18 protein-coding genes are annotated in these 24,640 nt (G+C 75.9%); 5 read left to right on the top strand and 13 right to left on the bottom strand.

Annotated features, from left to right (window positions below; genetic code table 11):
- Positions 1 to 3: 3 nt before the first annotated feature.
- From ACPFP2_RS16135 to ACPFP2_RS16095, 9 genes are all read right to left on the bottom strand, one after another.
- Positions 4 to 3,519 carry an amino acid adenylation domain-containing protein gene (locus ACPFP2_RS16135; RefSeq protein ID WP_424089984.1) on the bottom strand — a complete coding sequence of 1,172 codons (3,516 nt, stop codon included), beginning with the start codon at positions 3,517 to 3,519 and terminating at the stop codon, positions 4 to 6.
- Positions 3,516 to 5,825 (bottom strand): lantibiotic dehydratase, encoded by a 2,310-nt coding sequence (locus ACPFP2_RS16130; RefSeq protein ID WP_424089983.1) that lies wholly within the window; start codon positions 5,823 to 5,825, stop codon positions 3,516 to 3,518. Before ACPFP2_RS16130 ends, ACPFP2_RS16135 begins: the two co-directional genes overlap by 4 nt.
- Positions 5,822 to 8,944: a thioesterase domain-containing protein gene (locus ACPFP2_RS16125; protein ID WP_424089982.1), complete on the bottom strand. Its 3,123-nt coding sequence runs from the start codon at positions 8,942 to 8,944 to the stop codon at positions 5,822 to 5,824. Before ACPFP2_RS16125 ends, ACPFP2_RS16130 begins: the two co-directional genes overlap by 4 nt.
- Positions 8,941 to 12,399 (bottom strand): AMP-binding protein, encoded by a 3,459-nt coding sequence (locus ACPFP2_RS16120; protein WP_424089981.1) that lies wholly within the window; start codon positions 12,397 to 12,399, stop codon positions 8,941 to 8,943. The genes ACPFP2_RS16125 and ACPFP2_RS16120 overlap by 4 nt, the downstream gene beginning before the upstream one ends.
- Before the next feature lie 342 nt (positions 12,400 to 12,741).
- Positions 12,742 to 13,152, bottom strand: coding sequence for a DUF2267 domain-containing protein (locus tag ACPFP2_RS16115; protein ID WP_424089980.1), 411 nt, complete (start codon positions 13,150 to 13,152; stop codon positions 12,742 to 12,744).
- A gap of 259 nt (positions 13,153 to 13,411) precedes the next feature.
- Entirely contained in the window at positions 13,412 to 14,674 is a 1,263-nt protein-coding gene (locus ACPFP2_RS16110; protein ID WP_424089979.1) for an MFS transporter, read from the bottom strand.
- Positions 14,674 to 16,089, bottom strand: coding sequence for an FAD-dependent oxidoreductase (locus tag ACPFP2_RS16105; protein WP_424089978.1), 1,416 nt, complete (start codon positions 16,087 to 16,089; stop codon positions 14,674 to 14,676). Before ACPFP2_RS16105 ends, ACPFP2_RS16110 begins: the two co-directional genes overlap by 1 nt.
- A gap of 74 nt (positions 16,090 to 16,163) precedes the next feature.
- Positions 16,164 to 16,661 (bottom strand): N-acetyltransferase family protein, encoded by a 498-nt coding sequence (locus ACPFP2_RS16100; protein ID WP_424089977.1) that lies wholly within the window; start codon positions 16,659 to 16,661, stop codon positions 16,164 to 16,166.
- A complete protein-coding gene (locus tag ACPFP2_RS16095) occupies positions 16,661 to 16,987 on the bottom strand; it encodes an ArsR/SmtB family transcription factor (RefSeq protein WP_424089976.1) in 327 nt (108 codons plus the stop codon). Before ACPFP2_RS16095 ends, ACPFP2_RS16100 begins: the two co-directional genes overlap by 1 nt.
- Before the next feature lie 152 nt (positions 16,988 to 17,139).
- Between ACPFP2_RS16095 and ACPFP2_RS16090 the strand changes: the two genes are divergently transcribed.
- The gene (locus ACPFP2_RS16090) at positions 17,140 to 17,517 is read left to right on the top strand and encodes an ArsR/SmtB family transcription factor (RefSeq protein WP_424089975.1); all 378 of its coding nucleotides are present in this window, start codon (positions 17,140 to 17,142) and stop codon (positions 17,515 to 17,517) included.
- A gap of 38 nt (positions 17,518 to 17,555) precedes the next feature.
- Here ACPFP2_RS16090 and ACPFP2_RS16085 read toward each other — a convergent pair whose 3' ends face one another.
- Positions 17,556 to 18,659: a flavin-containing monooxygenase gene (locus tag ACPFP2_RS16085; RefSeq protein ID WP_424089974.1), complete on the bottom strand. Its 1,104-nt coding sequence runs from the start codon at positions 18,657 to 18,659 to the stop codon at positions 17,556 to 17,558.
- A gap of 62 nt (positions 18,660 to 18,721) precedes the next feature.
- On the opposite strand from ACPFP2_RS16085, the gene ACPFP2_RS16080 reads away from it, so the two are divergent.
- The 4 genes from ACPFP2_RS16080 (at position 18,722) to ACPFP2_RS16065 (ending at position 21,321) form a co-directional block, all read left to right on the top strand.
- Positions 18,722 to 19,060 (top strand): ArsR/SmtB family transcription factor, encoded by a 339-nt coding sequence (locus tag ACPFP2_RS16080; protein ID WP_088978620.1) that lies wholly within the window; start codon positions 18,722 to 18,724, stop codon positions 19,058 to 19,060.
- 69 nt (positions 19,061 to 19,129) lie between these two features.
- A complete protein-coding gene (locus ACPFP2_RS16075; protein ID WP_424089973.1) occupies positions 19,130 to 19,816 on the top strand; it encodes a helix-turn-helix domain-containing protein in 687 nt (228 codons plus the stop codon).
- Positions 19,813 to 20,472, top strand: coding sequence for an arsenate reductase ArsC (locus ACPFP2_RS16070; RefSeq protein WP_424089972.1), 660 nt, complete (start codon positions 19,813 to 19,815; stop codon positions 20,470 to 20,472). Before ACPFP2_RS16075 ends, ACPFP2_RS16070 begins: the two co-directional genes overlap by 4 nt.
- Before the next feature lie 144 nt (positions 20,473 to 20,616).
- The gene (locus tag ACPFP2_RS16065) at positions 20,617 to 21,321 is read left to right on the top strand and encodes a CBS domain-containing protein (protein WP_424089971.1); all 705 of its coding nucleotides are present in this window, start codon (positions 20,617 to 20,619) and stop codon (positions 21,319 to 21,321) included.
- Between the two features lie 34 nt (positions 21,322 to 21,355).
- Here the strand turns inward: ACPFP2_RS16065 and ACPFP2_RS16060 are convergent, their stop codons facing one another.
- The 3 genes from ACPFP2_RS16060 to ACPFP2_RS16050 form a co-directional block, all read right to left on the bottom strand.
- Positions 21,356 to 22,654 (bottom strand): MGH1-like glycoside hydrolase domain-containing protein, encoded by a 1,299-nt coding sequence (locus ACPFP2_RS16060; RefSeq protein WP_424090043.1) that lies wholly within the window; start codon positions 22,652 to 22,654, stop codon positions 21,356 to 21,358.
- Positions 22,655 to 22,746: 92 nt separating this feature from the next.
- Positions 22,747 to 23,565 carry a sugar phosphate isomerase/epimerase family protein gene (locus tag ACPFP2_RS16055; RefSeq protein ID WP_424089970.1) on the bottom strand — a complete coding sequence of 273 codons (819 nt, stop codon included), beginning with the start codon at positions 23,563 to 23,565 and terminating at the stop codon, positions 22,747 to 22,749.
- On the bottom strand, positions 23,565 to 24,563 hold the full coding sequence (locus tag ACPFP2_RS16050; protein WP_424089969.1) for a zinc-dependent alcohol dehydrogenase: 999 nt from the start codon (positions 24,561 to 24,563) through the stop codon (positions 23,565 to 23,567). The genes ACPFP2_RS16055 and ACPFP2_RS16050 overlap by 1 nt, the downstream gene beginning before the upstream one ends.
- Positions 24,564 to 24,640 lie beyond the last annotated feature (77 nt).

Here is a 24,640-nt window from a genome sequence, read left to right as displayed (position 1 = left end):
TAGTCACGCGGTGCCGCCGGGGCGGCGGGGTGGGTTGCGGCGGGTACGACTGCGCCGGGCGGCGGCCCGCAGCGCGGCGCGGGCCAGCTCCGGCCGGTCGGCGGCGCCGTCGAGGTTGGCGGCGAGCGCCCGGATGGTGGGGTGGCGGAAGAGGTCGAGCATCGTGATCGACCGGCCGGTGGCGGCGGTGAGCCGGGCGTGCACCGCGGCCAGCGCCAGGGAGTGCCCGCCGATGTCGAAGAAGTTGTCGGTGACCCCGACCTGGTCGCGTTCGAGGACCTCACGCCAGATCCCGGCGATCAGCTCCTCGGTGTCGGTCAGCCCGCCCGGGCCGGCCGGCAGCGGGGTGCGGGGCGGCTCGGCGGCGGCCACGGTCATCGCGCCGAGCTGCGCCGTCCGTACGGTGGGCCGGGGCAGCGCGGCGGCGACCGTGTCGGCCGGCGCGTCCTCCTCGGCCGCGAGCGCGCCGACCAGCTCGGCCAGGTCGGCCAGGAGCGCGTCGATCCGGTCGGCGTCGAACAGGTCCGGGTTGTGCACCACCTCGACGCCGAGGCGGCCGTCGGACTCGACCACGTAGACGGTGATGTCGAAGGGCGAGCCGGGCTTGGGCACCGGGACCGGCGCGCCGGTCAGCCCGGTCAGCGTCAGCCGGGGCGCGGCGAAGTTGAGCACGTTGAACAGCACCTGCACCAGCGGCGCGCGGGAGGTGTCCCGGCCGACGCCGAGGGCCTCCACGACGCGCTCCAGCGGTGCGCCCGGGTGGGCGGTGACCTCGTGCAGCTCGGCGGCGCACCGGTCGACCAGCTCACCGAAGCCGGCCCCGCCGGTGCGCAGCCGCACCGGCACGGTGTCGATGAAGAAGCCCACCACGTCGTCGAAGGCGGCCACCCGGCGGTCGGCGACGATCGCCCCGACCACGTGGTCGTCGCCGCCGGTGAGCCGGCGCAGCAGCTCACCGAAGCCGGCGAGCAGCACCGTGGCGACGGTGGTGCCGCGCCGGGCGGCCAGGGCGCGGACCGCCCGGTCGGCGGCCGCGGAGAGGGTGACCGCCGCCTCGGCGCCGGCGTAGGTCTGCACCGCCGGGCGGGGCCGGTCGCGGGGCAGCTCCAGCACGGTGGGCACGCCGCGCAGGTGCTCGGTCCACCAGGTGAGGTCCGCCGCGCCCCGGCGGCGGTCCCGCTCGGCCCGCCACACCGCGTAGTCGGCGTACGTGGCGGCCAGCGGCGGCAGCGTCGGGGGCACGCCGGTGACGGCCGCGGCGTACGCGGCGGCGAGGTCGTCGTAGAGGACCGCCTCGGACCAGCCGTCGAAGACCGCGTGGTGCAGGGTCATCGCCAGCACGTGCGCCTCGGCGCCGAGCCGGTAGACGGTCACCTGCCAGGGCGGCCCGGTGGCCAGGTCGAAGGCGTGCGCGGCGCCCGCGGCGAGCATCCCGGCCAGTTCCGCCTCGGCGTCGGCGCTGCCGGTCAGGTCGACCACCGGCACGGCCACGTCGGTGGGTTCCTCGCAGACCGCGTACGGCACCCCGGCGGTCTGCGGGATCCGCCAGCGGAGCACGTCGTGCCGCTCGGCGACGGCCCGCAGCGCCACGCCCAGCGCGGCGATGTCCAGCGGGCCGCTCAGCCGGTGCGCGACGGCAATGTTGTACGGGGCGCTGGACGGGGCGAGCTGGTCGACGAACCAGAGCCGGCGCTGCGGCGGGGAGAGGGTGGGCGGGTTGCCGGTGCTGAGTTCCTCGGCCTCGGCCGGGGCGGCGGTACGCAGCCGGGCGACCAGGCCGCCGAGGGTGCGCCCGGTGAGCACGTCCCGGGTGTCGACGTGCCGGCCCAGCTCGGCGCGGAGCGCGGCGACCAGGCGCATCGCGGCGATGGAGTTGCCGCCCGCGGCGAGGAAGTCGGTGTCCGGTCCGGGGACCGCGCCGAGCAGCCGCGCCCAGATCCGGGTCACCGTCCGCGTCACCGGGTCGGCCGGGCCGGTCGACTCGTCGGGGCCGGTGCTCAGCGCGGCCTGGGCCAGGGCGCGCAGCGCCGGCCGGTCCAGCTTGCCGGTGACCGGGCTGACCGGCAGGTCGTCGCGGCGCAGCAGCCGGGCCGGCAGCATCGCGGCGGTCAGCCGCGCCCGGGCGTACCCCCGGATCGTCTCGTCGTCCGGCGCGTCGGCCGGGGTGAGGACCGCGACCAGCTCGGTGCCGGCCGGCCCGGACACCGCCTCGACGGCGACCCGGTCGACGCCGGGGGCGCCGGCCAGCACGGCCTCGACCTCGCCCAGCTCGATGCGCTGGCCCCGGACCTTCACCTGCCGGTCGGCGCGCCCGAGGTAGACGATCCGCCCGTCGGGCGCCTGCCGGACCAGGTCACCGGTGCGGTACAGCCGCTCGCCGGGCAGGCCGGAGAACGGGTCGGGGACGAACCGCTCGGCGGTCAGGCCGGGCCGGTGGAGGTAGCCGTCGGCCAGGCCGGGACCGCCGATCAGCAGCTCGCCGGTCTCCCCCGGCGGCACCGCGCGCAGCTCGGCGTCGACGACGAACGCCCGGTGGTTGGGCAGCGGCAGGCCGATCGGCACCGGATCGCTCTCGGCGCCGGTCAGCTCGCCGGTGAGCGCCAGCACGGTGGTCTCGGTCGGGCCGTAGCCGTTGAGGAAGCGCCGCCCCGGCGCCCAGCGGGCGGCCAGCTCGGCGGGGACCGCCTCGCCACCGCAGAACACCGTACGCCAGCCCGGCACGTCGGCCGGGTCCAGCAGGGACAGCACGATCGGGGTGATGAAACCCCAGTTCACCTCGTGCGCGGCGATGAACCGGGCGAGCCGGACCGGGTCCGCCCGGTCCTCGGCGCCGACCAGCTGCACCGCCCCGCCGAGCAGCAGCGGCAGGAAGAGGTCCATGACGGAGACGTCGAAGCCGAGCGAGGCGATGCCGAGGCTGCGCACCCCCGCATCGGCGTCGCTGACCGCCGCGCAGCCGGTGACGAACTCGACCAGGTTGCGGTGGGAGTTCAGCACCCCCTTGGGCCGGCCGGTGGAGCCGGAGGTGAACAGCACGTACGCGGGGTCACCGGGCCGGGCCGGGCAGGGCGCCAGCGGGGCCGGGCCCGCCGACTCGACCACCTCGACGCCCGGCAGATCGGCCGCCTCGGCCAGCTCGGCCGCGGCGTCGCCGACCAGCAGCGACACCCCCGCGTCGGCGAGGATCTCACGCAGCCGCTCGCGGGGGCCGTCCGGTTCCACCGGCACGTAGCAGCCACCCGCGAGGAGCACCCCGAGGACGTCGACGACCAGCCGGGGTCGGCGTCGGCCGCAGACCCCGACCCGGGTGTGCCGGCCGACGCCCCGGGCCCGCAGCGCGGCGGCCACCCCGGCCGCCTGACCGACCAGCTCGGCGTAGGTGAGCCGGTCGTCCCACTGGCGGACGGCGACCGCGTCCGGGGTGCGGGCGGCCTGGGCGGCGATCAGCTCGCCCAGTGTCCCGTCCGGCCAGGACAACTGCGGGCCGACGGCGGTGCTGATGGACAGGATGTCGGTCACCCGTGCTCTCCCCGGTAGCTGACTGGATCGGTGATCTGCATCCGCAGCTCGCTGACGTAGCCGCGCCCCTGCGCGTCGGTCACCCAGGCGTCCGCCGGGTCCGGCAGCAGCTCGCTGACGGTCACGGTGACGTCGGGGCCGCTCTTCGCGGCGGCGTCGACCATGGCGCAGAGGGACTGGGCGTGCAGCGGGGCGGTGAGGTCGACGTAGCAGGGCTTGATCTCGGTGCCCACCTTGACGAACACCCGCTCGGGCAGCCCGAGGCCCGCCCGCCACCGGCGTACGGCGAGGAATCGCTCGGCCTCGCCGGTGACGCCGGCCAGGCCGGTCCGGCTGACCGTCGTCCGCCAGGTCCGCCGGGCCACGACCAGCCGGTCGATGGTGATCCGGGGGGTGTGCGGGGCCGGCGCGAGGAGCTTGAAGCTGTCCAGCAGCATCGCGCCGAGCAGGTTGGCGAAGATCTCCATCAACGGCCAGCGGGTGCCGTCGGGCAGCACCGCGGTCCACTGGTCGCCGTCGTTCTCCACCAGCGCCTCGGTGGAGCGGACCAGCCGGTCGACGTCGGCGCCCCGGGCCGTGTCGATGCCGAACTGCCGGTCCCGGGGACCGTTGAGGGCGTACGTGATGCGGGTGGTCATCCGCGGGAAGCTCTCCGGGTAGAGCACCCGGGCCCGGGCCGGGCCGAGTTCGGCGTCCAGCGCGGCCCGCAGCGCCGGCTGGTCGGGGTGGAACGGGGTCAGCACCGCGCTGTCGAACGGCACGTACGCCGGGTGCAACTCGCCGAGCACCAGCAGGAAGTCACCCCGGTTGAGCGCGTCCAGCCCGCTGGCGGCGATCTGCACGTCGGGGCTGTGGATGCGGGCGGACGGCCAGCCGGGACGGTCGGCGGCGAACAGGACACGGGCCCGCTCGGCCAGGTCGGCGCTGCGCAGCCGCAGCTCGGTCTGCCCGGGCGTCACCGCGTCCAGGCCGATCAGCTCGGCCCAGCGGGCGGTGAGCCCGGCGCCGGCCCGGGCGATCGGGCCGTCCGGGGCGAGCAGCAGCCCCTGGGCCAGGGCCCAGACGTCGGCCAGCCGCACCGGCCCGTCGCCCCGCAGCTCGGCGTGCAGGTCCGCGAAGAGCCGCTCACCGGCGGCGCCGACCTCGGTGGTCAGCCACCGCGCGGCCGTCAGCACGATCGCCAGCGGCTCGGCCAGCGCGTCCAGCACCCGGGAGCCGACCGTGAAGTCCAGGTCGCGGGCGGTCTCCTCGTAGAGCACCGTGCGACCGGCGTACATCTGCCCGGCCTGGCGGGTGGCGGGGCGGCCGGTGACGGCGGTGAACTCGGCGTTCAACGCGGCCAGCGCGGCGCCGAGCCGGTCCGGGTCGCCGGCCGCCGCGGCCACCGCGTCGCGGGCCGCGCGCAGCCGGCCGAAGGCGGCCGCCGCCTCGGCGCGGACCGGCGCGTCGCCGATGGCGTCGATGCGCTCGGCGAGCACGCGCTCGGCCTCCGGGCTGACCGGCAGGCCGGCGTCCCAGGTCAGCAGGCTCCGGTCGACCAGGCGGTCGAGCAGCAGGTAGGCGTCGTCGGCGCTGCGCAGCCCCGTGTCCCCGGCGGCCAGCAGCCGCTGCACGAGGGTCACGGCGGGGGTGCGTCCGTCGCAGGCGGCCAGCAGCCGGGCCTCCACGGCGGTCAGCTCGGTCGGGGGCAGCAGCGGCCGGGTGACCCGCCGGTCGGAGAGGCTCAGGTGCGGTGGCAGCGTCGGCGCCCACCAGCGGCGTACCGCCGGGTCGTCGGCGAGCCGGTCGGCGTACGCGATCAGCGCCCACGCCTCGAAGTGGACCTCGCGCCGGGACACCAGCGCCGGGCCGGGCCGCAGCCGGGTGGCCGGCGCGTCGGGGTCGAGCCGGCCCCAGCAGACCGGGCCGAAGAAGCCGATCGTCTCGGCCTTGCCGCAGTAGCGCTGCCAGTAGCGCAGCAGGCTCAGCTCACGCTTGCGCCGCCGCACGTTGCGCACCGTCGGATCGGTGCGCAGCAGGCCGTCCAGCGCGATCAGCATCTCCGGGTTCTGCCAGGTGACCGCCTCGCGCAGCAGCGGGTCGGCGGCGATCTCGCCGGCCACCGCGGAGCCGTCGCCCAGCGCCGCCGCGAAGGCCTTCTCGAACACCTCGGCGGCGCCCTCGCCGGCCAGCAGGGCGTCCGCGGCGTCCGCCGCCTCGGGCGCGGCGAAGGCGGCCAGCCCGGCCGCCGGGAAACCGGCGGTACGCAGCACGACGTCGCGCCACACCGACCAGCCGGTGTCGCCGAGCGGGATCAGGTGACTCATCGGAGGGCCTCCCGCTCGTCGGCGTCGACGATGTGCAGCCGCAGCTCGCTGAAGTAGCGCCGGCCAGCCGCGTCGGGCACCCAGGCGTCCCGCGCCGTGGGCAGCATCTCGCTGACCAGCAGCGAGGCGTCGTCACCGCCGTCGGTGCGGGCGGCCCGCACCATGGCGCAGAACATGGCGCTGAACGCGGGGCTGCTCAGGTCCACGAAGCAGGGCTTGGTCTCGGTGCCGAACTTGACGTACACCTGCTCGGGCAGGCCGAGGCGGCGACGCCAGTCCCGGACGGCGAGGAACCGGTCCCGCTCGTCGGTGACGGCGGCGAGCCCGCTCGCGCCGACCGTGGTACGCCAGGTCTGCCGCGCCACCACCATCTCGCCGAGCGTGATCCGGGGCGTGTACGGCGCGGCGGCGACCAGCTTGAACCCGTCGACGGCGTGCGCGCTGAGCAGCGGGGAGAAAACCTCGGTCAGCGTCCAGCGCTGACCGTCCGGGGCGGTGGCGACCAGCCGGCCGTCGGACTCGGTGACGGTCAGGTCGACGGTGGGCAGCACCCGGTCCGGGTCGGCGCCGGACGACGGCGCGAAGGCCAACTGCCGGTCGGTCGGCCCGGTCAGCGCCTCGGCGACCCGGCTGGTGCGCCGGGGCCATTCGGGCGGGAGGAGCAGCCGGATCCGCCGCTCGCCGAGATCCTCGGTGAGCGCGTCGCGCAGCCGGCCCACGTCGGGGTGCGACGGGGTGAAGACCTGACAGTCGAAGGACGCCCAGGCGGCGTGCAGCTCACCGAGGACCACGGTGTACTCGCCGCGCGCCAGCGCCTCCACGTCGGTGGCGCAGATCTGCAGGTCCGGGCTGTGCAGCCGGGCGTTGGGCCAGGCCGGCCGCGCGGCCGGGAAGACCTCGGCGACGCGGGCGGCCAGGTCGGCCACGGACAGCCGGACCTCGGTCGTGCCGGGCGGCAGCGTGGCGAGGCCGAACAGCCCGGCCCACCGGTCGGCGAACTCGGCGGCGACGGCGTCGACCGGTCGGGGCCCGTCGCCCCAGAACATGCCCTGCGCCAGGTACCACAGGTCGGACAGGGCCACCGGGGCGTCGCCCGCCTCGGCGCGCAGCTCGTCGTGCAGCTCCCGGAACGCCGCGTCGTACGCCCGCTCCAGCGCGTCGACCAGCCAGCGGGCCGCCTGGAGCAGCACCGCGAGCGGGGCGGCGATCCGGTCCAGCAGCGGCTTGCCGAAGACCACGTCGAGGTCCCGGCTGGTGTCCTCGTAGCAGAGGGTGCGTCCGGCGTACATCTGGCCGGCGCGGCGGCGCGGGGGCTGCCCGGTCAGCTCGGTGAAGGTCGCGTCGAGCGTGTCCAGGGCGGCGCGCAGCCGCTCCGGGTCGCCGGCCGCGGCGGCCACCGCGTCGCGGGCGGCGCAGAGCCGGTCGAAGCCGGCGCGGGCGTCCCGCCGGGTGGGCTCGTCGCCGATCGCCTCGATCCGCCGGCGCAGCACGTCCTCCGCGGCCGGGCTGACCGGCAGCGCCGCGTCCCAGGTGATCAGCTCGCGCTCGACCAGGCGGTCCAGCAGCGCGTAGCCGTCCTCCGCCCGGCGCAGCCCGATCGCCGGGTCGACGACCAGCTCGCGGGCCGGGCGGCGGCCGTCGACGGCGGCCAGCAGCGCCGCCTCGACCGGGGTGAGCGGCACCGGCGGCCGGCCCGGCCGGCGCAGCGTGCGGTCGGCGAGGCTCAGCTGCGGGCAGAGCATCGGCGCCCACCAGACGCGCACCGCCGGGTCCGCGCCGATCCGGTCGGCGTAGGCGCTGAGCGCCCACGACTCGAACCACACCCAGCGGCGCCGGGTCAGGGCCGGGCCGGGGCGTACGTCGGCGGTCTCCGGACGCGCCGGGTCGAGGGTGACCCAGCAGCTCGGGCCGAAGAAGCCGACCGTCTCGTTCTTCCCGCAGTACCGCTGCCAGTACTTCAGCAGGGCGCGCTCGCGGTCGCGCCGCCGCACGTTGCGGGCCGGGTCGGGGCCGCCGCGCGCCAGGCCGTCGAGCGCGACCAGGGCGTCCCGGTTCTGCCAGGTGACCGCCTCGCGCAGCAGCGGATCGGCGGCCAGCTCGGTGATCCGCCGCCCGGACGCCGTCAACGCCTCGGCGAACTCCTTGTCGAAGCGCTCCGCGCCGTCGCCGGTGGCGAGCAGCTCGTCGGCGGCCGCCGCGGCCTGTGGGGCGGCCAGCATGGTCAGGCCGTCGGCGGGGAAGCCGGTGGTACGCAGGATGGCGTCCCGCCACACCGACCACCCGGTGTCGCCGAGCGGCACCCGGTGCCCGCCCGCCGGGCCGGCGACACCGGCCCCTCGACCGGCGGACGCGGCCGGGCCGGCGGCGGCGGCCGATCCCGTGTCGACGGATGCGGCCTCGTCGAGGTCGGCGCGGATCGCGGCGAGCAGTTCGGGGAGCCGGTCGGTGAGGAAGAAGTGCCCACCGTCGATCTCCCGCAGGGTGAAGCCGGCGGCGGTGTGCTCACGCCAGGCGTCGCTGTGCTCGCGGGTGACGGCGCGGTCGTGCCGGCCGCTGAACGCCACGATCGGCACCGGCAGCGGCTCGCCCGGGGTGTAGCGGTAGCTGTCCACCCGGCCGAAGTCGGCGCGCAGCAACGGCAGCAGCAGCTCGACCAGCTCGGGGTGCGCCAGCAGCTCGGCCGGCAGGCCACCACCCGCGCCGAGGCGACGCAGCAGCTCCTCGTCGTCCACCCGGGACAGCCCGTCGAAGAGGCTGGGCGCGGTCACGTGCGGGGCGCGGGCGCCGCCGACGTAGAGCCGCAGCGGCAGCGGGCGGCCGGCTCGGCGCAGCTCGCGGACCACCTCGAAGCCGACCCGGCCGCCCATCGAGTGGCCGTAGATCGCGTACGGGCCGCGGACCCGGTGGGCGATGGCGGAGGCGACGTCGTCCACCCGGAACTCCGGGTCCTCGCTGATCCGGTTCTCCCGCCCCGGCAGCTGCACCGGCAGCACCTCGACGTCCGTGCCGAGCCCGTCCTGCCAGTGCCGGAAGACGCTCGCGCCGCCGCCGGCGTAGGGCAGGCAGAACAGCTGCACCGGCGCCGGGTCGCGGCGGCCGGCGGAGAGGAACCAGTTCACCGCGTGCCTTTCTGAGGGGGGTCGATCCAGTACCGCTGGCGCTGGAACGGGTAGGTGGGCAGTCCGGTGCGCCGGACCGCGCCCTCGGGGTGCTGCGCCGTCCAGTCCACGTCCCGGCCGGCGATCCAGGACGCCGCCAGCTCGTGCAGCTCGCCGGGGTCGCCGGCCAGGCGGGCATCGGTGGCGAGCAGCTCGTCCAGCGCGGCGACGGCGCCGGCCGGGTCGGCCGCCACCACGGCCGCGCGGCAGCCGAAGGCGCGTCGGCCCAGGGCGAGGGTGGCGGCCACCTCGGGCAGCGCCGGGGCGGCCCCGGCGAGGTGCTGCCGCAGCCGGGTCAGCGCCGCCCGCAGCGCCGCCGGGGTCCGCGCCGAGACGGGCAGCAGGTACGCGGGCGCGTCCACCGCGTCCACCGGCTCGGCCGGCGGCGGCTGCTCGACGACGACGTGGGCGTTCGTGCCGCCGACGCCGAAGGAGCTGACCCCGGCGACCCGGCGCGGCCCCTCCGGCCAGTCGCGGGTCTTGGTGGGCACGTAGAAGGGCCCGCCGACGAGGTCGATCTCCGGGTGCGGACGGGTGAAGTGCAGGTTCGGCGGGATCACCCCGTGCCGGACGGCGAGCACCGCCTTGATCAGCCCGGCGATGCCGGCCCCGGCGTCGAGGTGGCCGATGTTGGTCTTGACCGAGCCGAGCGCGCAGGATTCGGCGGGCGCGGCACCGCCGTACACCTCGTGCAGCGCGGCCACCTCGATGGCGTCACCGAGCGGGGTGCCGCTGCCGTGGGCCTCGATGAAGCGGACCTCGCCGGGGGCGACCTCGGCGGCGGCCAGCGCGTTCGCGACGGCGGCGGCCTGGCCGGCGGGGCCGGGCACGGCGTAGCCGGCCCGGTCGGCGCCGTCGTTGGTGACCGCCCAGCCGGGCAGCACGGCGTGGATCCGATCGCCGTCGGCCTGGGCGTCGGCGAGGCGGCGCAGCGCGACCACACCCACTCCGGAGCCGAACCCGGAGCCGTTGGCGGCCTCGTCGAAGGCGCGGCAGCGACCGTCCGGGGAGGCCAGGCCACCGGCCCGGTAACGCGGCCAGGTGACGTTGACCCCGCCGGCGAGGGCGATGTCGCACTGGTAGTCGGCGAGGCTCTGGGCGGCCAGGCAGACCGCGACGAGCGAACTGGAGCAGGCGCTCTGCACGGCGACGGCCGGCCCGGTCAACCCCAGTCGGTAGGCGACCTGGCCGGGCAGGTGGTCGGTGAACTGCCGCCCGATCAGCCGGGCCTCCCAGTCGTCCGGATCCACCTCGCCGACCACGGCCGGGTTGTCCAGCAGGTGGAAGAGGAAGTACCGGTTGGCGGAGGTGGCCGAGTAGACGCCGATCAGCCCGGAGAAGCGGGACGGGTCGTGCCCGGCGTCCTCCAGCGCCTCCCACGCGGTCTCCAGGAACAGCCGGTGCTGCGGATCGGTGCGGGCGGCCTCCTCGGCCGCCATGTGGAAGAACTCGGCGTCGAAGTCGGTGACCCCGTCGAGCCGGCCGGCGGCCCGGACGTGCCGGGGGTCGGCGCGCAGGCCCGGCCCGATGCCGAGCGCGGCCAACTCCTCGTCGGTGTGGTCGTGCACGGAGTCCACCCCGGCGCAGATGTTCCACCAGAAGGTGGCCACGTCGGGGGCGCCGGGGAAGCGCCCGGCCAGGCCGACCACCGCGATCTCGTCGCCGGTGTACTCGCGGGCGGGGGCCGACGGGGCGGCCGGCGCGGGCAGGGTGGGCGCGACGTCCACGGTGGTCGCCGTGTCGAGCAGCCGGGCCTGCGCCGCCACCGTCGGATGACCGAACAGCCGGACCATCGGCAGGGTCACCCCGAACCGCTCGGCGATGCGCTGCTGGACCTGGCCGAGCAGCAGGGACTGCCCACCGGCGTCGAAGAAGCTCTCCTCGCGACCGACCGCTGCACGGCCGAGCACGGCGCACCAGATGTCGTGCAGCGCCCGCTCGGTCGGCGTGGCCGGTTCCTGGTCCGGGGCGACGTCGTGCGCCGGGTCGGGCAGTGCGCGCTCGTCGACCTTGCCGGTGACGGTGAGCGGGAAGGCGTCGAGCACGACGACCGCGCGCGGCAGCGCGTACTCCGGCAGTTCCCGGGCCAGCGCGGCGCGCAGCGCCGCCGGGTCGGGCGGCCCGCCGGCCGGGGTCGCGTACGCCAGCAGCTCCCCGTCGCGGGCGACGGCGCGGACGGCGGCGACACCGGGCTGCCGGGCGAGGACCGCCTCGATCTCGGTCAGCTCGACCCGGAAGCCCCGGACCTTGACCTGCCGGTCGAGCCGGCCGAGGCAGACCAGCTCGCCGCCGGGCAGCCGGGCGCCGAGGTCGCCGGTGGCGTAGGTGGGGACGCCGTCGGGGTCCACACCGAACCGGTCGCTGTGCCGGCCGAGGTAGCCCGGGGCGAGGTGGTGGCCGCGCACCACGATCTCGTCGCTGCCGGGCGCCAGGCGCAGCTCGTACCCGGGCAGCGCCGCGCCGATCGGCAGCGGGCCGGTGGCGGTGGGGTCGGCCTGGTCGAGCGGCAGGGCGTACCGGGCGGCGAAGGTCATCTCGGTGGCGCCGTAGCCGTTGACCAGGACGCAGTCCGGGGCGAAGCGGCCGACGCCGCGGGCGGCGTCGGCGTGGGTGGCCTGTTCACCGCCGAGCAGCACCACCCGCACGGAGTCCAGCCGGCGCGGGCCGAGGGTGTCGAGCAGGAAGCGGTAGACCGTCGGGGTGGAGTGGTAGACGGTGACCCGGTGCCGGGCGAGTTGCTCGACCGCGTACGCCAGCCCGTGCCGGCGCAGGTCGACGGGGACGACGGCGGCGCCGGTGAGCAGCGCGGGCCACAGGTCGGGGATGGCGGCGTCGAAGCTGAACGAGGCGAGCAGGCTGAGCCGGTCGTCCGGACCGATGGACAGGGCGCGGATCTGGTTGTCCACCACGTGCAGCAGGTTGCGGTGGGTCTGCGCGACCGCCTTCGGCACGCCGGTGGAGCCGGAGGTGAAGAGCACGTACGCCGGGGCGTCCGGGTCGAGGGGCACGGGTCGCAGCGGGGCGGGCGCGGTGCCGTCGAGGACGACGACCGGGGTGTCGGGCCGGTCGGCGCGCAGCCGCTCGGCCAGTTCCCGGTGCGCGGCGGCGCAGGCGATGACGCGTACGTCGGCGGCGGCGAGCATGTGCCGTAGTCGGGCGACGGGGAACCCCGGGTCCAGCGGCACGTACGCGCCACCGGCGGCGAGGGCGCCGAGGATGGCGGCGACGGTCGGCGCGCCGTGCCCGGTGAGCAGGGCCACCCGGTCGCCGGGGCGCAGGCCGGCGGCGGTGAGCGCGGCGGCGTGGCCGCCGGCGGCCCCGGTCAGTGCGGCGTAGTCGACCTCGTGGGCCTCGCCGAGGATCGCCGGCCGGTCGGGTCGATCGGACGCGACGGCTGCGAAACGTTCGATGATCATTGGCTGTGCCATCTCAGGGAGCGGTGTCGGCTCCACTGTGGACGGGCACGCAGGTATGCACGAGTGTGATCATGATCCCCCCCAGGACTTCACATCGAATGCAGAATATGGCTCGATGGACGGGGAGGAAGTCCATCGACCGGAGTCGGCCCGAAGGTCCGACGAGGCGGCGGTGATCGGCCGCCGAAATTCAACCGATCATCCCTCTAGCGCGTAGAGGAGTTTCAGCTTAAGTGCCTACCGGCAAGTAAATTTACGGTGGGAGGCCCCGCAGGCCAGCGTTTTTCCGCCCCGTCCGGCGCCTTGACGGCTGCTCAGGAGGACTGTGCGGCGCTCCGGGCGTCACCCATCGTACGGCCGAGGTGGCGACGGGTCGATGCCTCGGGTGAAACTTTCCGGCAACTGGGCGACGAGGTCCTGGAACTCCCCGACGGTCACCGCCTCCCTCAGCGTGGCGAAGACGGCCCGGACGCCGACCTGTGCGGTGGCCGGCTCGACGCCGGCCCGCTCGGCCACCCGGCGCAGGAACTCCAACGGACCGAACGCGTCGGGCCGCCCCGCCCCGCCGGCCTCCGCCGGCCCGGTGAGGTAGGCGCTCAGGTCGTCCGGGAGCTGCGCGGCCAGGTCGTCGGCCTCGCCGGCCCGGACCCGCTCGGCCACCGTGCGCAGCACCGCGCGGGAGATCGCGGCCGCCTGCTCCGGTCGCAGTTCCGCCCGGCGGGCCACGGCGTCGACGAAGAGGGGAAAGCGCACCGCGGCCTCCTGCCTGCCACCGACCTGTCGCACGTCCGACCCCGGCCCCGATCCCGGACCCGGTCGGGATTCCGACCCGGTCCCCACCCGGCGTCGGATCGGGAATCCGTGCGCGGTTACCCGCCGCCGGCCGACGCAAACGGCCCCGCCCACCGGCGGCGCAGCGGGCGGCGCCACGATCGGTGGCCGGCAGCACCGCGCACCGGGCCAGGGGCGGCCGAGGGCCGTTTCCGATCACACCCGCGTACGCCGCCGACGCTCAGCCGGACGGGCCGGGCCGGGCCGGCGGCGGGGACCCGGCGCGGGCCGGCATGCCGGCGGCGGCGACCGCGCAGCACACCGCGACGACCGCCAGCAGGAGCGGGTACCCGCCCGCTCCGCCCAGCACGGCGGCCGCGGCGACCGGGGCCACCGCCTTGGCGACCGTCACCGACGCGGCCAGCCGGCCGGCGATGCTGGCGTAGGCCGTGGCGCCGTACCGCTCGGCGAGCAGCGCGGGCGTGGCGAGGCTGGCCACGCCGAAGCCCAGTCCGAAACCGACGACGCTGACCACGGCACCGGCCCGACTGCCGGCCAGCAGCGGCATGGCGGCGACCGCGACCGCCTGGATGCTGAAGACGACGGCCACGACGGTCGCGACGGGCATCCGGCGGTGGGCACCGGCCAGCACGAGCCGGCCGGTGACGGAGAGGACCCCGAGCAACCCGGCGGTGGTGGCGGCGACGGTGGGCGGGTGGCCGCGGGAGACGAGATACCCCACGAGGTGGACCGTCATGATGCTGGTCGCCACCCCGTGCGCGGTGAGGGAGACGGCCAGGATCCGGAACCTCGCGTCCCGCGTCGCGGTGGCGACCAGGGCCCGGCGGTCGGCGTCGTCGGTGGGTCCCGGCCGGCCGGACGGGCCGCCGGAGCGCGGGCGCCGCACCGTGCAGGCGTGCAGCGGCACGGTGACCGCCCCGTGCACGGCGGCCAGGACCAGCAGCGCGCCGCGCCACCCCAGGTGCGCCTCCAGCAGGCCGGTGAGGGGCATGAAGATGGTGCTGGCGAACCCCGCCACGAGGGTCACCACGAGCAGGGCGGTGGAGCGCCGGTCCGGACCGAACCAGGAGACGACGACGGCGAAGGCCGGCTCGTAGAGCACCATCGCACCGGTGACCCCGATGGCGACCAGCACGGCGTAGAGCTGCCCGACGGTCCGCACCTGGGACCAGGCGAGCAGGAGCGCGGTCGCGGCGACGGAGCCGGCGGTCATCAGGGCGCGGCCACCGTGGCGGTCGAGCCACCGTCCGACGGGGACCGCCATGAGCGCTCCGCCGAGGACGGAGACGGTGAGCGCGCCGGTGACGGTGGTGGCGGACGCGCCGAGGGTGGTCGCCATCGGACGCAGCAGGACCGGGAAGGCGTAGTAGAGGGTGCCGTAGCCGACGGTCTGGGTGATCGCGAGGGCGGCGACCAGCCGCCAGGCGCGGGCCCGGTGCCCGTCGACCGTGGGGTCGGCGGGCACCGGGATGGTCGCGCGCATCAGCTGCCGCAGCAGCCGGCCTGGGCGCCGGAGGGGGCCGCGTCGAGCGTGAGCAGGCCCAGCGGCGCGGAGAGCAGGCCACCGGCGACGCCGGTGGCGAGACCGCGCGCGGCCGGAGCCGCGGCGGGGGCGGGACCGCAGCAGCTCTCCCCGGTGGCGGAGTCGGCGGGGTCGCTGTTGCACACCCCGGTCTCGGGGAGTTCGAGCTGGACGTCGCGGGCGGCGTCCCAGTCGCCGGCGAGGGCGGCGACGACCGAGCGGACCTGCTCGTAGCCGGTGGCCATGAGGAAGGTGGGGGCGCGGCCGTAGCTCTTCATGCCGACGGCGTAGTAGCCGACCTCGGGGTGCGACAGCTCGTCGACACCGTGCGGGGGCACCGTGCCGCAGGAGTGCTCGTTCGGGTCGATCAGCGGGGCGAGCGCGCGGGTGGCGCCCAGCACCGGGTCCAGGTCCAGCCGCAGCTCGGCGGCGACGGAGTGGTCCGGCCGGAAGCCGGTCGCCGCGACGACCCGGTCCACCGGCACCGACTCCTCGGTCCCGTCGGCGTGGCGCACCACCACCGCGACCCGGCCGCCGGTCGGCGTCAGGGCGTGCACCGAGAAGCCGGTCAGCAGCCGGATCCGGCCCGCGTCGACGTGCTCGCGCAGCCGGACGCCGAGCGCGCCCCGGGCGGGCAGGGCGTCGGCGTCGCCGCCGCCGTAGGTCCGGGTCGGGCTGGCCGACCGGATCGCCCAGGTCACCTCGGTGCCCGGCACGGCGGCCGCCAGCTCGGCCAGGGACAGCAGTGTGTTGGCGGCGGAGTGGCCGGCGCCGACGACCAGGGTGTGCCGGCCGGCGAACCGGTCCCGGTCCGCGCCGAGCACGTCGGGCAGGGCGTGCTCCAGGAACGCTCCGGCGTCCTGCTCGCCCCGGGCGGGCAGGCCGGACGCGCCGAGCACGTTCGGGGTGCCCCAGGTGCCCGAGGCGTCGATCACCGCGCGGGCGAGCAGCTCCTCGCCGTCGGCGAGACGGACCAGGAACGGCGTGCCCTCCCGGCCGGCGGTGCGCAGCCGGTCCAGACCGAGCCGGCTGATCGCCCGTACCCGGGCGCCGAAGCGTACGTGCGGCCTGATCGCCGGCAGCTCGGCGAGCGGCTGGAGGTAGTGGGCGGCGAGTTCGGCCCCGGTGGGCAGGGCGTCGGGGTCGGGGGCGACCCAGCCGGACGCGTCGAGCAGCCGGCGGGCGGCGGGGTCGACGTCGTAGCGCCACGGGGAGAACACCCGCACGTGCCCCCACTGCCGTACCGCCGCGCCGGCGCCGGTACCGGACTCCAGGACGGTGAAGGGCAGGCCACGCTCGTGCAGGTGCGCCGCGGCGGCGAGGCCGACCGGTCCGGCGCCGATCACCACGACGGGCAGCTCGTCCAGGACACTCATGGGACAACTCCTCTGTCTCGAAAACTGTCTAATCAAAAGGGCGGACGGGGCCCGACCGTGCCGACCGGGGCCGGTCAGTGCACGACGGGACTGCGCCGCTCCAGCAGCACCACGTCGCGCCAGCGACCGTGGTGCCGGCCGACCCGTTCCCGGGTGCCGATGACCCGGAAGCCGGCCCGTCGGTGCAGGGCGAGGCTCGCCTCGTTCTCCGGGAAGATCCCGGACTGGACGGTCCAGATCCCGGCCGCCTCGGTGGCGGCGATCAGGGCGTCCAGCAGCAGCGTGGCCAACCCCCGCCCGCGCGCGGCGGGGTCGACGTAGACGGAGTGCTCGACCACTCCGGCGTACACCGGGCGGGCCGAGGTGGGCGAGACGGCGACCCAGCCGAGCACGGTGTCGTCGGCGTCGACGGCGACGAAACGGTGCGCGGCGTGCCGGCCCGCGTCGAACGCCGCCCAGGTGGGCGCGACCGTCTCGAAGCTCGCGTCGCCCCCGTCGAGCCCGGCCTGGTAGATCGCCAGGACCCGCTCGGCGTCCGCGGCCGTCATCGGGCGGACGGTGACGTCGGCCATCAGCAGACTCCGTTCGGTGCGGGGGCGGGTCGCCCCATGACGACGTCGGCGGCGGAGGGGAAGCAGCCGACGCAGGCGTCGTTGACGCGGTAGTGGCGGGCCGTGCCGACCGGTTCGACCAGCACGAACCGCACCTCGGTCAGGATCTTGAGGTGCTGGGAGACGGTGGACTGGGCGAGCCCGACCGCCGAGACGATCTCCCCCACGCTCATCGGTCGGGCGTGCCGGGCCAGGTACTCCACGATCTGCACCCGGGTCGGGTCGGCCAGGGCACGGAACCAGGACGCGTACGTCCGGGCGGTGTCCCGGTCGAGCAGGTCACCCATCTCCCACCTCATCATCGTCGATCGCCGATTAACGATCGAGCCTACCCGGCCATCACCACCCGACCCGACCGGACCCCACCTGCGGCCACCTGTCTCGACGAGCGTCGAATCAGAGAGTTGCACGTTGATTAGACAGATGTCAACCTAGACCCATGCCGAAACAAGCAACGCCGCCCACCGTCGCCGACCTGAACGGGGACGCGCCCTGCTGCCCACCGCTGGCGCAGCGTCGGGTGCCGGCCGAGACCGCCGCGGTCCTCGCTCCCGCGTTCAAGGCGCTCGGCGACCCGGTGCGGCTGCGACTGATGTCGATGATCGCCTCGGCCGAGGACGGCGAGGCGTGCGTCTGCGACCTCACCCCCGCCTTCGACCTGACCGGGCCGACGATCTCCCACCACCTGCGGACGCTGCGCGAGGCGGGCCTGGTGGACGCCGAGCGGCGCGGCACCTGGGTCTACTACCGGGCCCGCCCCGGCATCCTGCGCCAACTGGCGGCACTGCTCACCGTCGAACCCGCCACCGGGTCGTAGCCCCGGGCCCGCCACGTCGCGCGCGGCGAACGGGCCGCTCAACGCGCGTCCTGCCGCACCGGCGCGCCCGTCCACCGTCGGGGCCGGCGGGACACGTGCCCGGCGAGCGCGGCGATCACGTGCTCCGCGTCCCGGCTGACGCCGCGCAACGTGTTGGAGGCGAAGGACCGCTGGAACTCCAACCCGAGGTGGACGATTCCCGGACGGCCGGTGCAGACCCCGCCCACCTGCCGGGGCACACCCCGCTGGAGGATGCCGAGGGAGTCGAGGTACCCGACGTCCGGGCGGTAGCCGGTGGCGAAGAGGACCGCGTCGACCGGCTCGACGGCCCCGTCGCTCCAGACGACGCCGTCGGGGGTGAACGCGGTGAACATCTCCCGGCGGGTGATCAGCCCGGAGGCCAGGGCGGCCCGGTGGACGCCGCTGTCGATCACCGCCGGGTGACGGACGACGCGGCGCAGGACGGCGGCGGGCAGCCGGTCCAGGCCGGTGACGTCCAGCCAGTGGTGCAGGTCCCGGCCACGGATGCGTTGCGGCAAGAACCGTACGGGCCCTCGGGTGGCGAGGGTGACCCGCGCGTACGCCGCGAGCTCGTGGGCGACCTGGACGGCGGAGTTCCCGGCGCCGACGACCACCACCCGCCGACCGGCGTACCGGTCGGGCCGGCGGTAGCCGGCGACGTGTCGCAGGTCCCCGGCGTAGACGTCCTGCCCCGGCAGGCGCGGCAGGTACGGGTTGCCGAAGGATCCGCTGGCGGCGACCACCCCCGCCGCGGCGATCTCGTCCCCCGCCTCGGTGCGGACCAGGTATCCCCCGTCGGGACGCGGGTGCACCGAGCGGACCCGGACCCCGGTGCGGATGTCGACGTCGAGAGCCTCGGCGTAGCGGCGCAGGTACGCCACGACCTCGTCCCGGCGCGGGTGCCGGTCGGGGTCGCCGTCGAACGCCATCCCGGGCAGCGCGCTGTGGCGCGCCGGCGAGAAGAGGGTGAGGCTGTCGTAGTAGTCCGGCCAGGAGCCGACCGGCTCCGCTGCGGCGTGCAGGACGATCGGGCGCAGGCCGGCGAGGCGGGCGGCCCGGGCGGCGGCGAGGCCGGACTGGCCGCCGCCGACCACCACCACGGATTCGGTTCGCGTAGTCACCCCGAGATCATATCGTCATTTCGTTAAATGACAATATGATGTCCGGGAGAGAAGGTGTGACCATGAGTCAGGCGCTGACCGGAGAGCCGGCGGACCCCACCAGCGGTGACGCGCCCGCCGGACTGGACCCCCGCACGCAGGAGTTCCTCAAGGCCCTGGCCAGCCCCACCCGGCAGCGGATCATGATGCTGTTCGCCCGGGGCGCCGAGCTGTCGGTGGGCGAGGTCGCCGAGCGCGCCGGCATCAGCCAGGCCACGGCGTCGCAGCAGTTGACGCTGCTGCGCCGGGGCGCGGTGGTCACCGCACGCCGCGACGGCAAGACGGTCTGGTACCGGGCCGACCGCGAGGGGACGCTCGCCGCCCTCGCCGAACTCCGGTCGTACCTGACCACCTGCTGCTGATCCGCCCGCACGGGTGGACCACGCACCCCCGCTTGACATCCGCCGGGAATATCAACGAACATTGACTCAATGGATGCTGAGCTTATTTCACTGGTCGGGCGGGCCCGGATCCACGCCGCGCTCGGCGACGCCTCACGGCTCGCGATCGTGGACGCGCTCACCGTCGGCGACGCCTCGCCCGGCGAGATCGCCCAGACCCTCGACCTGCCGACCAACCTGGTCGCCCACCACGTGAAGGTGCTCACCGCGGCGGGCCTCGTCGTCAAGGCCCGTTCCGAGGGCGACCGGCGGCGCACGTACCTGCGACTGCGGCCGGAGGTGATGGCCGCGCTCGCCGCGCCGCCGCTGCCCGGGGTGGACCGGGTCGTCTTCGTGTGCACGCACAACTCGGCCCGTTCTCAGCTCGCCGCCGCCCTGTGGCGACGGCGTACCCACGGTGCCGCCGCCTCGGCCGGCACCAGGCCGGCGAGCCGGGTCCACCCCCGGGCGGTGGCGGTCGCCCACCGCCACCGGCTGGATCTCGACCCGACCGGCACCGCGCACGTCGGCGACGTCATCCGCGGCAACGACCTGGTGATCGCCGTGTGCGACAACGCCCACGAGGAACTCACCGCACCGATGCGTCCCCGGCTGCACTGGTCCGTCCCCGACCCGGTCCGGGCGGACACCGACGAGGCGTTCGAAGCCGCGTACGCCGACCTCGCCGACCGCGTCGACCGTCTCGCCCCCGCCGTCCTACTCCGGAGCCAGTCATGACCGACACCCGCCCTCACCCACGAGCCGACCTCTCCGTCGACCAGCAACTCGCCCTACGCACCGCGGCGGCCCGGCTGGCCGCCGAGTTCGACGGCAGCTACGGCACCGAGACCGTCGAACGGTTCCTGCACGCCAGCTACGACCAGTTCGCCACCGGCAGCACCATTCCCCACTACCTGCCGCTGCTCGCCGAACGCTTCGCCCGTCAGCGCCTGCACGCCCTCGCCCGGGTCGAGGGCCACCACCTCGACGGCCGGCCCGTGGTGCTCTTCCTGTGCACCCACAACGCCGGCCGCTCCCAGATGGCCCTCGGGTTCCTGACCCACCTCGCCGGCGACCGTGCGGTGGCCTGGTCCGGCGGCAGCGAACCCGGCAGCCAGGTCAGTCCGGCCGCCGTCGCGGCGATGGCCGAACGGGGCATCGACATCTCGGAGGAGTTCCCCAAGCCGTGGACCGACGAGGTCGTCCGCGCCGCCGACGTGGTGGTCACCATGGGCTGCGGGGACGCCTGCCCGGTCTTCCCCGGCACCCGCTACGAGAACTGGGACCTCGACGACCCGGCCGGGCTCGACCTGGCCGGCGTACGGCCGATCCGGGACGAGATCGAACGTCGCGTCCGCCGGCTCCTCGACGAGCTGCGGATCACGGCGCCGTAGCGACCCGACCGATCCGGGCGGAGCGGGCGATCGCCGAGCCGTGGGTGGGCTGACGGGGACTTCCGGCCCGGCGGCAGGGCCCCTGCGCCCCTGCCCGCCCCCACCAGCGCCGCCTAGCGTCGAGGGCGGAACGAGGAGGTCGCCATGCGGACGTGGCAGGTGCAGGACGTGATGACGACGCAGGTCGCGGCGGTCCGGGAGGGCACCGCGTACCGGGAGATCGTGGACCTGCTGACCGGCCGGCACGTGACCGCGGTGCCGGTGGTGGACGGCGCCCGGCGGGTGCTCGGCGTGGTGTCCGAGGCCGACCTGCTGCACAAGGTGGAGCTGCTCGGCCAACCGCACGAGCGACGGATCTTCCCGAGCCGGCACGACCGGGAGGCCCGGGCCAAGGCCGGCGCGACCCTGGCCGTCGACCTGATGACCGCTCCGCCGGTCTGCGTCTCCCCCGACACCACCGTCACCGAGGCGGCCCGGATCATGGACCGGCGCCAGGTCAAGCGGCTGCCGGTGACCGACGACCTGGGCCGGCTGGTCGGCATCGTGACCCGGGGCGACCTGCTCCGGGTGCACCTGCGCCCGGACGCGGACATCCGCCGGGACGTGGTCGGCGACGTGCTGCACCGGGTGCTCGGCGTCGCCGACGACACGGTCGAGGTGACCGTCCACGGTGGCGTGGTGACCCTCACCGGCCAGCTCGACCGCTGGTCGAGTGTGCACCTGGCGCTGCGCCTGACCGCGCGGGTCAGCGGCGTGGTCGAGGTCGTCGACGCGCTCGGGTACGCGATCGACGACGCGCCGCTGGGCGCCCTGCGGGTCGCCGCCGCCACCTCCGCCGACAGCGCCTGAGCACGCACGGGGCCGGCCCGGGACGGGGCCGGCCTCAGCCCTCGGCGAGGGTGTCGAGCAGCAGCGACGCCGTCCAGCTGAACGCCGCCGACCCGAGCCCCGCCCGGGTGTCCGGGTGGAAGTACTCGTGGCAGCCGCCGGTGGCCACCAGCTCCAGCATGGACTCACGCAGCCCGGCCGCCAGGTCCCGCCGGCCGTGGGTGAGCAGCCCGCGCCAGAGCAGCCAGCTCGTGTTCATCCAGGCCGGGCCCCGCCAGTAGCGCAGCGGCTCGAAGTCCGGCGCGGTGCGGTCGTGGGTGGGCAGCGGACGCTCCATCCGCGACGCCAGGCCGAAGCGCGGCGAGCACGCCTCGACCAGCACCGCCTCGACCTGCCGGGCGGGCAGGTCGGGCAGGATCAGCGGCATCAGCCCGAGCACCGTACGGGCCGGCACCAGGCGGTCGGTACGCAGGTCACGCGGGCGGAAGGTGCCGGTTCCCGGGTCGTACAGCCGGCGCACCAGCGCCTCGGTGATCCGCGCGGCGCGCTCCCGGTGCGGGCCCGGGTCCGCACCGACCACCGTGGCGATCCGGGCCAGGGCGTGCTCCGCCGCGCCCAGCGCCGCGTTGAACAGCGGGCACTCCACCAGGAACGGATGCCGCCCGGCCAGGGTGTCGTCGCGGTAGGAGTGGGCCCGGTAGGAGTCGACGATCGCGACGTAGCGCGCGTAGTCCAGGTCCGTGGGGCGGTGCGCGGCGTCGGCGTGCGCGGTGTCGTGCCGACGGTACGCCCGCATCACCGCGGCGTCGGCGGGGACCACGTCCATCGGCGCGTCCCAGGCGGGGCTGTTGTCCAGGCCGGACTCCCACGGGTGCACGATGCAGGCCAGCCCGGCGCCGCCGACGTCCCGGCGGCCGGTCAGGTAGCGCTGCTGCGCGACCAGTCGAGGGTAGAGCCGGCGCAGCGCCTCCCGCGACGCCTCGGCCGGCGCCCGACGGTGCACCAGCCAGGCCGCCTGCGCGTGCACCGGCGGCTGGACGATCCCGGAGGTCGCGGCGGCGGGCCCCCCGTCGACGGCGACCGAGCCCCAGAACTCCGGCCCGGGGAAGTACGACCCGACCCGCAGCGCCGGGTTGAACACGATGTGCGGCACCCGGCCGTCGGCCCACTGCGCGGCGAACAGGGTGTGCAGCTCCCGCCAGGCCCGGTCGGGGCGCACGTGGGCCGACCCGATCGCGATGAACGCGGAGTCCCAGCTCCACTGGTGCGGGTACAGGGTGCGCGACGGCACGGTGTGGTCGTGCTCCCAGTTCGCGTCGAGGGTGGCGACGGCCAGCCGGCGCAGCTCGGCGATCCGCTCCCCGGGGGCCGGTCCGACGGCGTGCGAGCCGGACCCGGCCGCGCGGGGCGGGGGTTCACCGGTCGCCGTGCCGGTGGTCCCGGCGCTCACGCCGCCGCCTGCCGGGGCTGGGCGTGACGCAGCACGATGGCCGCCTGTTGCAGGGCCCGGACCGGGTCGCCGCGCAGCCGGCACTCCAGGGCCAGCCAGCCCGGGTAGCCGATGTCGCGCAGGGTACGCAGCAGCGCCGGCCAGTCCAGGTGCCCGGCGCCCGGCTGGTACCGGTTGGAGTCGCTGACCTGCACGTGCCCCAGGTACGGCGCGGCGGCGCGCAGCGCGGCGTGCACGTCGTCCTCCTCGATGTTCATGTGGAAGGTGTCGGCGACCACCCGCACCGAGGGCAGCCCGACGGCCGCGCAGAGCGTCACGGCCTCGTCGAGCCGGTTGACCATGTGGTCCTCGTACCGGTTGAGCGGTTCGAGGAAGAGGGTGACACCCTCGGCGCGGGCGTGCTCGCCCAGCTCACCGAGGGCGTCGACGAGCACCTGCCGGTCACCGGCGGGCGAACGGGGCGGCTCGAACGGCGGCAGCCGGCGGGAGAACATCCCCCAGGCGGCCGGGGTCATCGCGCCGACACCGCCCAGCTCGGCGATGACCGACAGCTGGGAGCGCAGGTTGGCCACCGCGTCGCGGGAGAGCGCCGGGACGAAGTCGCCGATGAAGTGGTCCATCTCCACGCAGACGGTGGGCATGACCACCCCCTCGGCGCGGGCCCGGCGCAACTCCGGCAGGCGGCGGGCGAGCGCGAGGTCACCCCGCCCGCGCAGCTCGATGCCGTCGTAGCCGAGGGCGCGGGCGAGGGCGAACTTCCGGGGCAGATCGGCGCCGGGGAGCAACTGCTCCTGGCAGGCGAGTGGGAGGGACATCAGAACCTCAGCACGACTTGGAGGACGTCATCGGCACCGCGGTCGAGCAACGCCAGCGCGTCGGCCACCGCGCGGGCGTCCACGACGTGGCTCACCAGCGGCAGCGGGTCGACGCTGCCCTCGGCCACCAGGTCCATGAAGGTGTGGGCGATGCGGGCGCCGGACCACCGGCCGGCCAGGCCGGGCGCGGGGGCGGGCCCGGAGACCTGGGCCGCCACCAGTTGGATCCGGTTGTGGTGGAACTCCTCGCCGAGGCCGAGCCCGTCGGCCCCGCCCTGGTAGAAACCGGCCGCCACGACTCGGCCGGCGTGGGTGGTGGCGCGGATGGCCTCGTGCAGCGCCGGGTACGCCCCGGACAGCTCCAGGCAGACGTCCGCGCCACGGCCGTCGCTGAGCCTGCGCAGCACGCCGGCCGCGGACTCGGCGCCGGCGTCGACGGTCCGTCGCGCGCCGAGGCGGGCGGCCATCGCCAGGCGGGCGGGCACCCGGTCGACGGCGACCACCCGGGCGCCGGAGAGCATGGCGAGCCGGGTGGCGAGCAGCCCGATGACGCCCTGGCCGAAGATCCCGACCCAGTCGCCGAGGTGCAGGTCACCGGCGAGGACGGCGGTCAGCGCGATGGCGCCGGGGCGGGCGAAGACGGCGGCGAGCGGGTCGAGCCCGGGAGCGAGCGGGGTGACCACGCCGGCCGGCAGGACGGCCTCGGCCCGGTGCCCCCAGATGCCCCAGACGAGCTGCCCCGGAGCGCGGTCGGTGACGTCGGCCGCCACCTCGACGACCTCGCCGACCTCCTCGTAGCCGAAGCCGACCAGCGGGTACGGCACGGGGGTCTGCCGGGGGACGAACATCCGGGTGAGGTCGTCCCAGTCCTTGCTGAGCCGGGGGTTGCTGCCCCGGAACAGGGTGAGCTCGGTGCCGGCGGAGATGCCGGAGAAGCAGGTGCGGACCCGGACCTGGCCCGGGCCGAGCGGATCGGTGGGGCAGGGCTCGAGGCTCACGCGCCGCGGCCCGGCCAGAGAGACAACCCAGTTGCCCATGGCGCACTCCCGGGACGTACCGGATTCGATATTACCAA

This window comes from Micromonospora citrea (assembly GCF_049629545.1).
In the GTDB taxonomy this organism is placed as follows: domain Bacteria; phylum Actinomycetota; class Actinomycetes; order Mycobacteriales; family Micromonosporaceae; genus Micromonospora; species Micromonospora citrea_A.
Note: the sequence above shows the minus strand (reverse complement) of the source record. Positions and strands in the feature narration are given on the sequence as shown.

Bases quoted from the DNA above. Each gene is read 5' to 3' on its own strand.
- ACPFP2_RS16100 (WP_424089977.1), bottom strand. From the start codon at position 16,661: ATGGCCGACGTCACCGTCCGCCCGATGACGGCCGCGGACGCCGAGCGG.
- ACPFP2_RS16120 (WP_424089981.1), bottom strand. From the start codon at position 12,399: ATGATCATCGAACGTTTCGCAGCCGTCGCGTCCGATCGACCCGACCGG.
- ACPFP2_RS16080 (WP_088978620.1), top strand. From the start codon at position 18,722: ATGAGTCAGGCGCTGACCGGAGAGCCGGCGGACCCCACCAGCGGTGAC.
- ACPFP2_RS16105 (WP_424089978.1), bottom strand. From the start codon at position 16,089: ATGAGTGTCCTGGACGAGCTGCCCGTCGTGGTGATCGGCGCCGGACCG.
- ACPFP2_RS16095 (WP_424089976.1), bottom strand. From the start codon at position 16,987: ATGGGTGACCTGCTCGACCGGGACACCGCCCGGACGTACGCGTCCTGG.
- ACPFP2_RS16070 (WP_424089972.1), top strand. From the start codon at position 19,813: ATGACCGACACCCGCCCTCACCCACGAGCCGACCTCTCCGTCGACCAG.
- ACPFP2_RS16130 (WP_424089983.1), bottom strand. From the start codon at position 5,825: ATGAGTCACCTGATCCCGCTCGGCGACACCGGCTGGTCGGTGTGGCGC.
- ACPFP2_RS16110 (WP_424089979.1), bottom strand. From the start codon at position 14,674: ATGCGCGCGACCATCCCGGTGCCCGCCGACCCCACGGTCGACGGGCAC.
- ACPFP2_RS16090 (WP_424089975.1), top strand. From the start codon at position 17,140: ATGCCGAAACAAGCAACGCCGCCCACCGTCGCCGACCTGAACGGGGAC.
- ACPFP2_RS16065 (WP_424089971.1), top strand. From the start codon at position 20,617: ATGCGGACGTGGCAGGTGCAGGACGTGATGACGACGCAGGTCGCGGCG.
- ACPFP2_RS16075 (WP_424089973.1), top strand. From the start codon at position 19,130: ATGGATGCTGAGCTTATTTCACTGGTCGGGCGGGCCCGGATCCACGCC.
- ACPFP2_RS16055 (WP_424089970.1), bottom strand. From the start codon at position 23,565: ATGTCCCTCCCACTCGCCTGCCAGGAGCAGTTGCTCCCCGGCGCCGAT.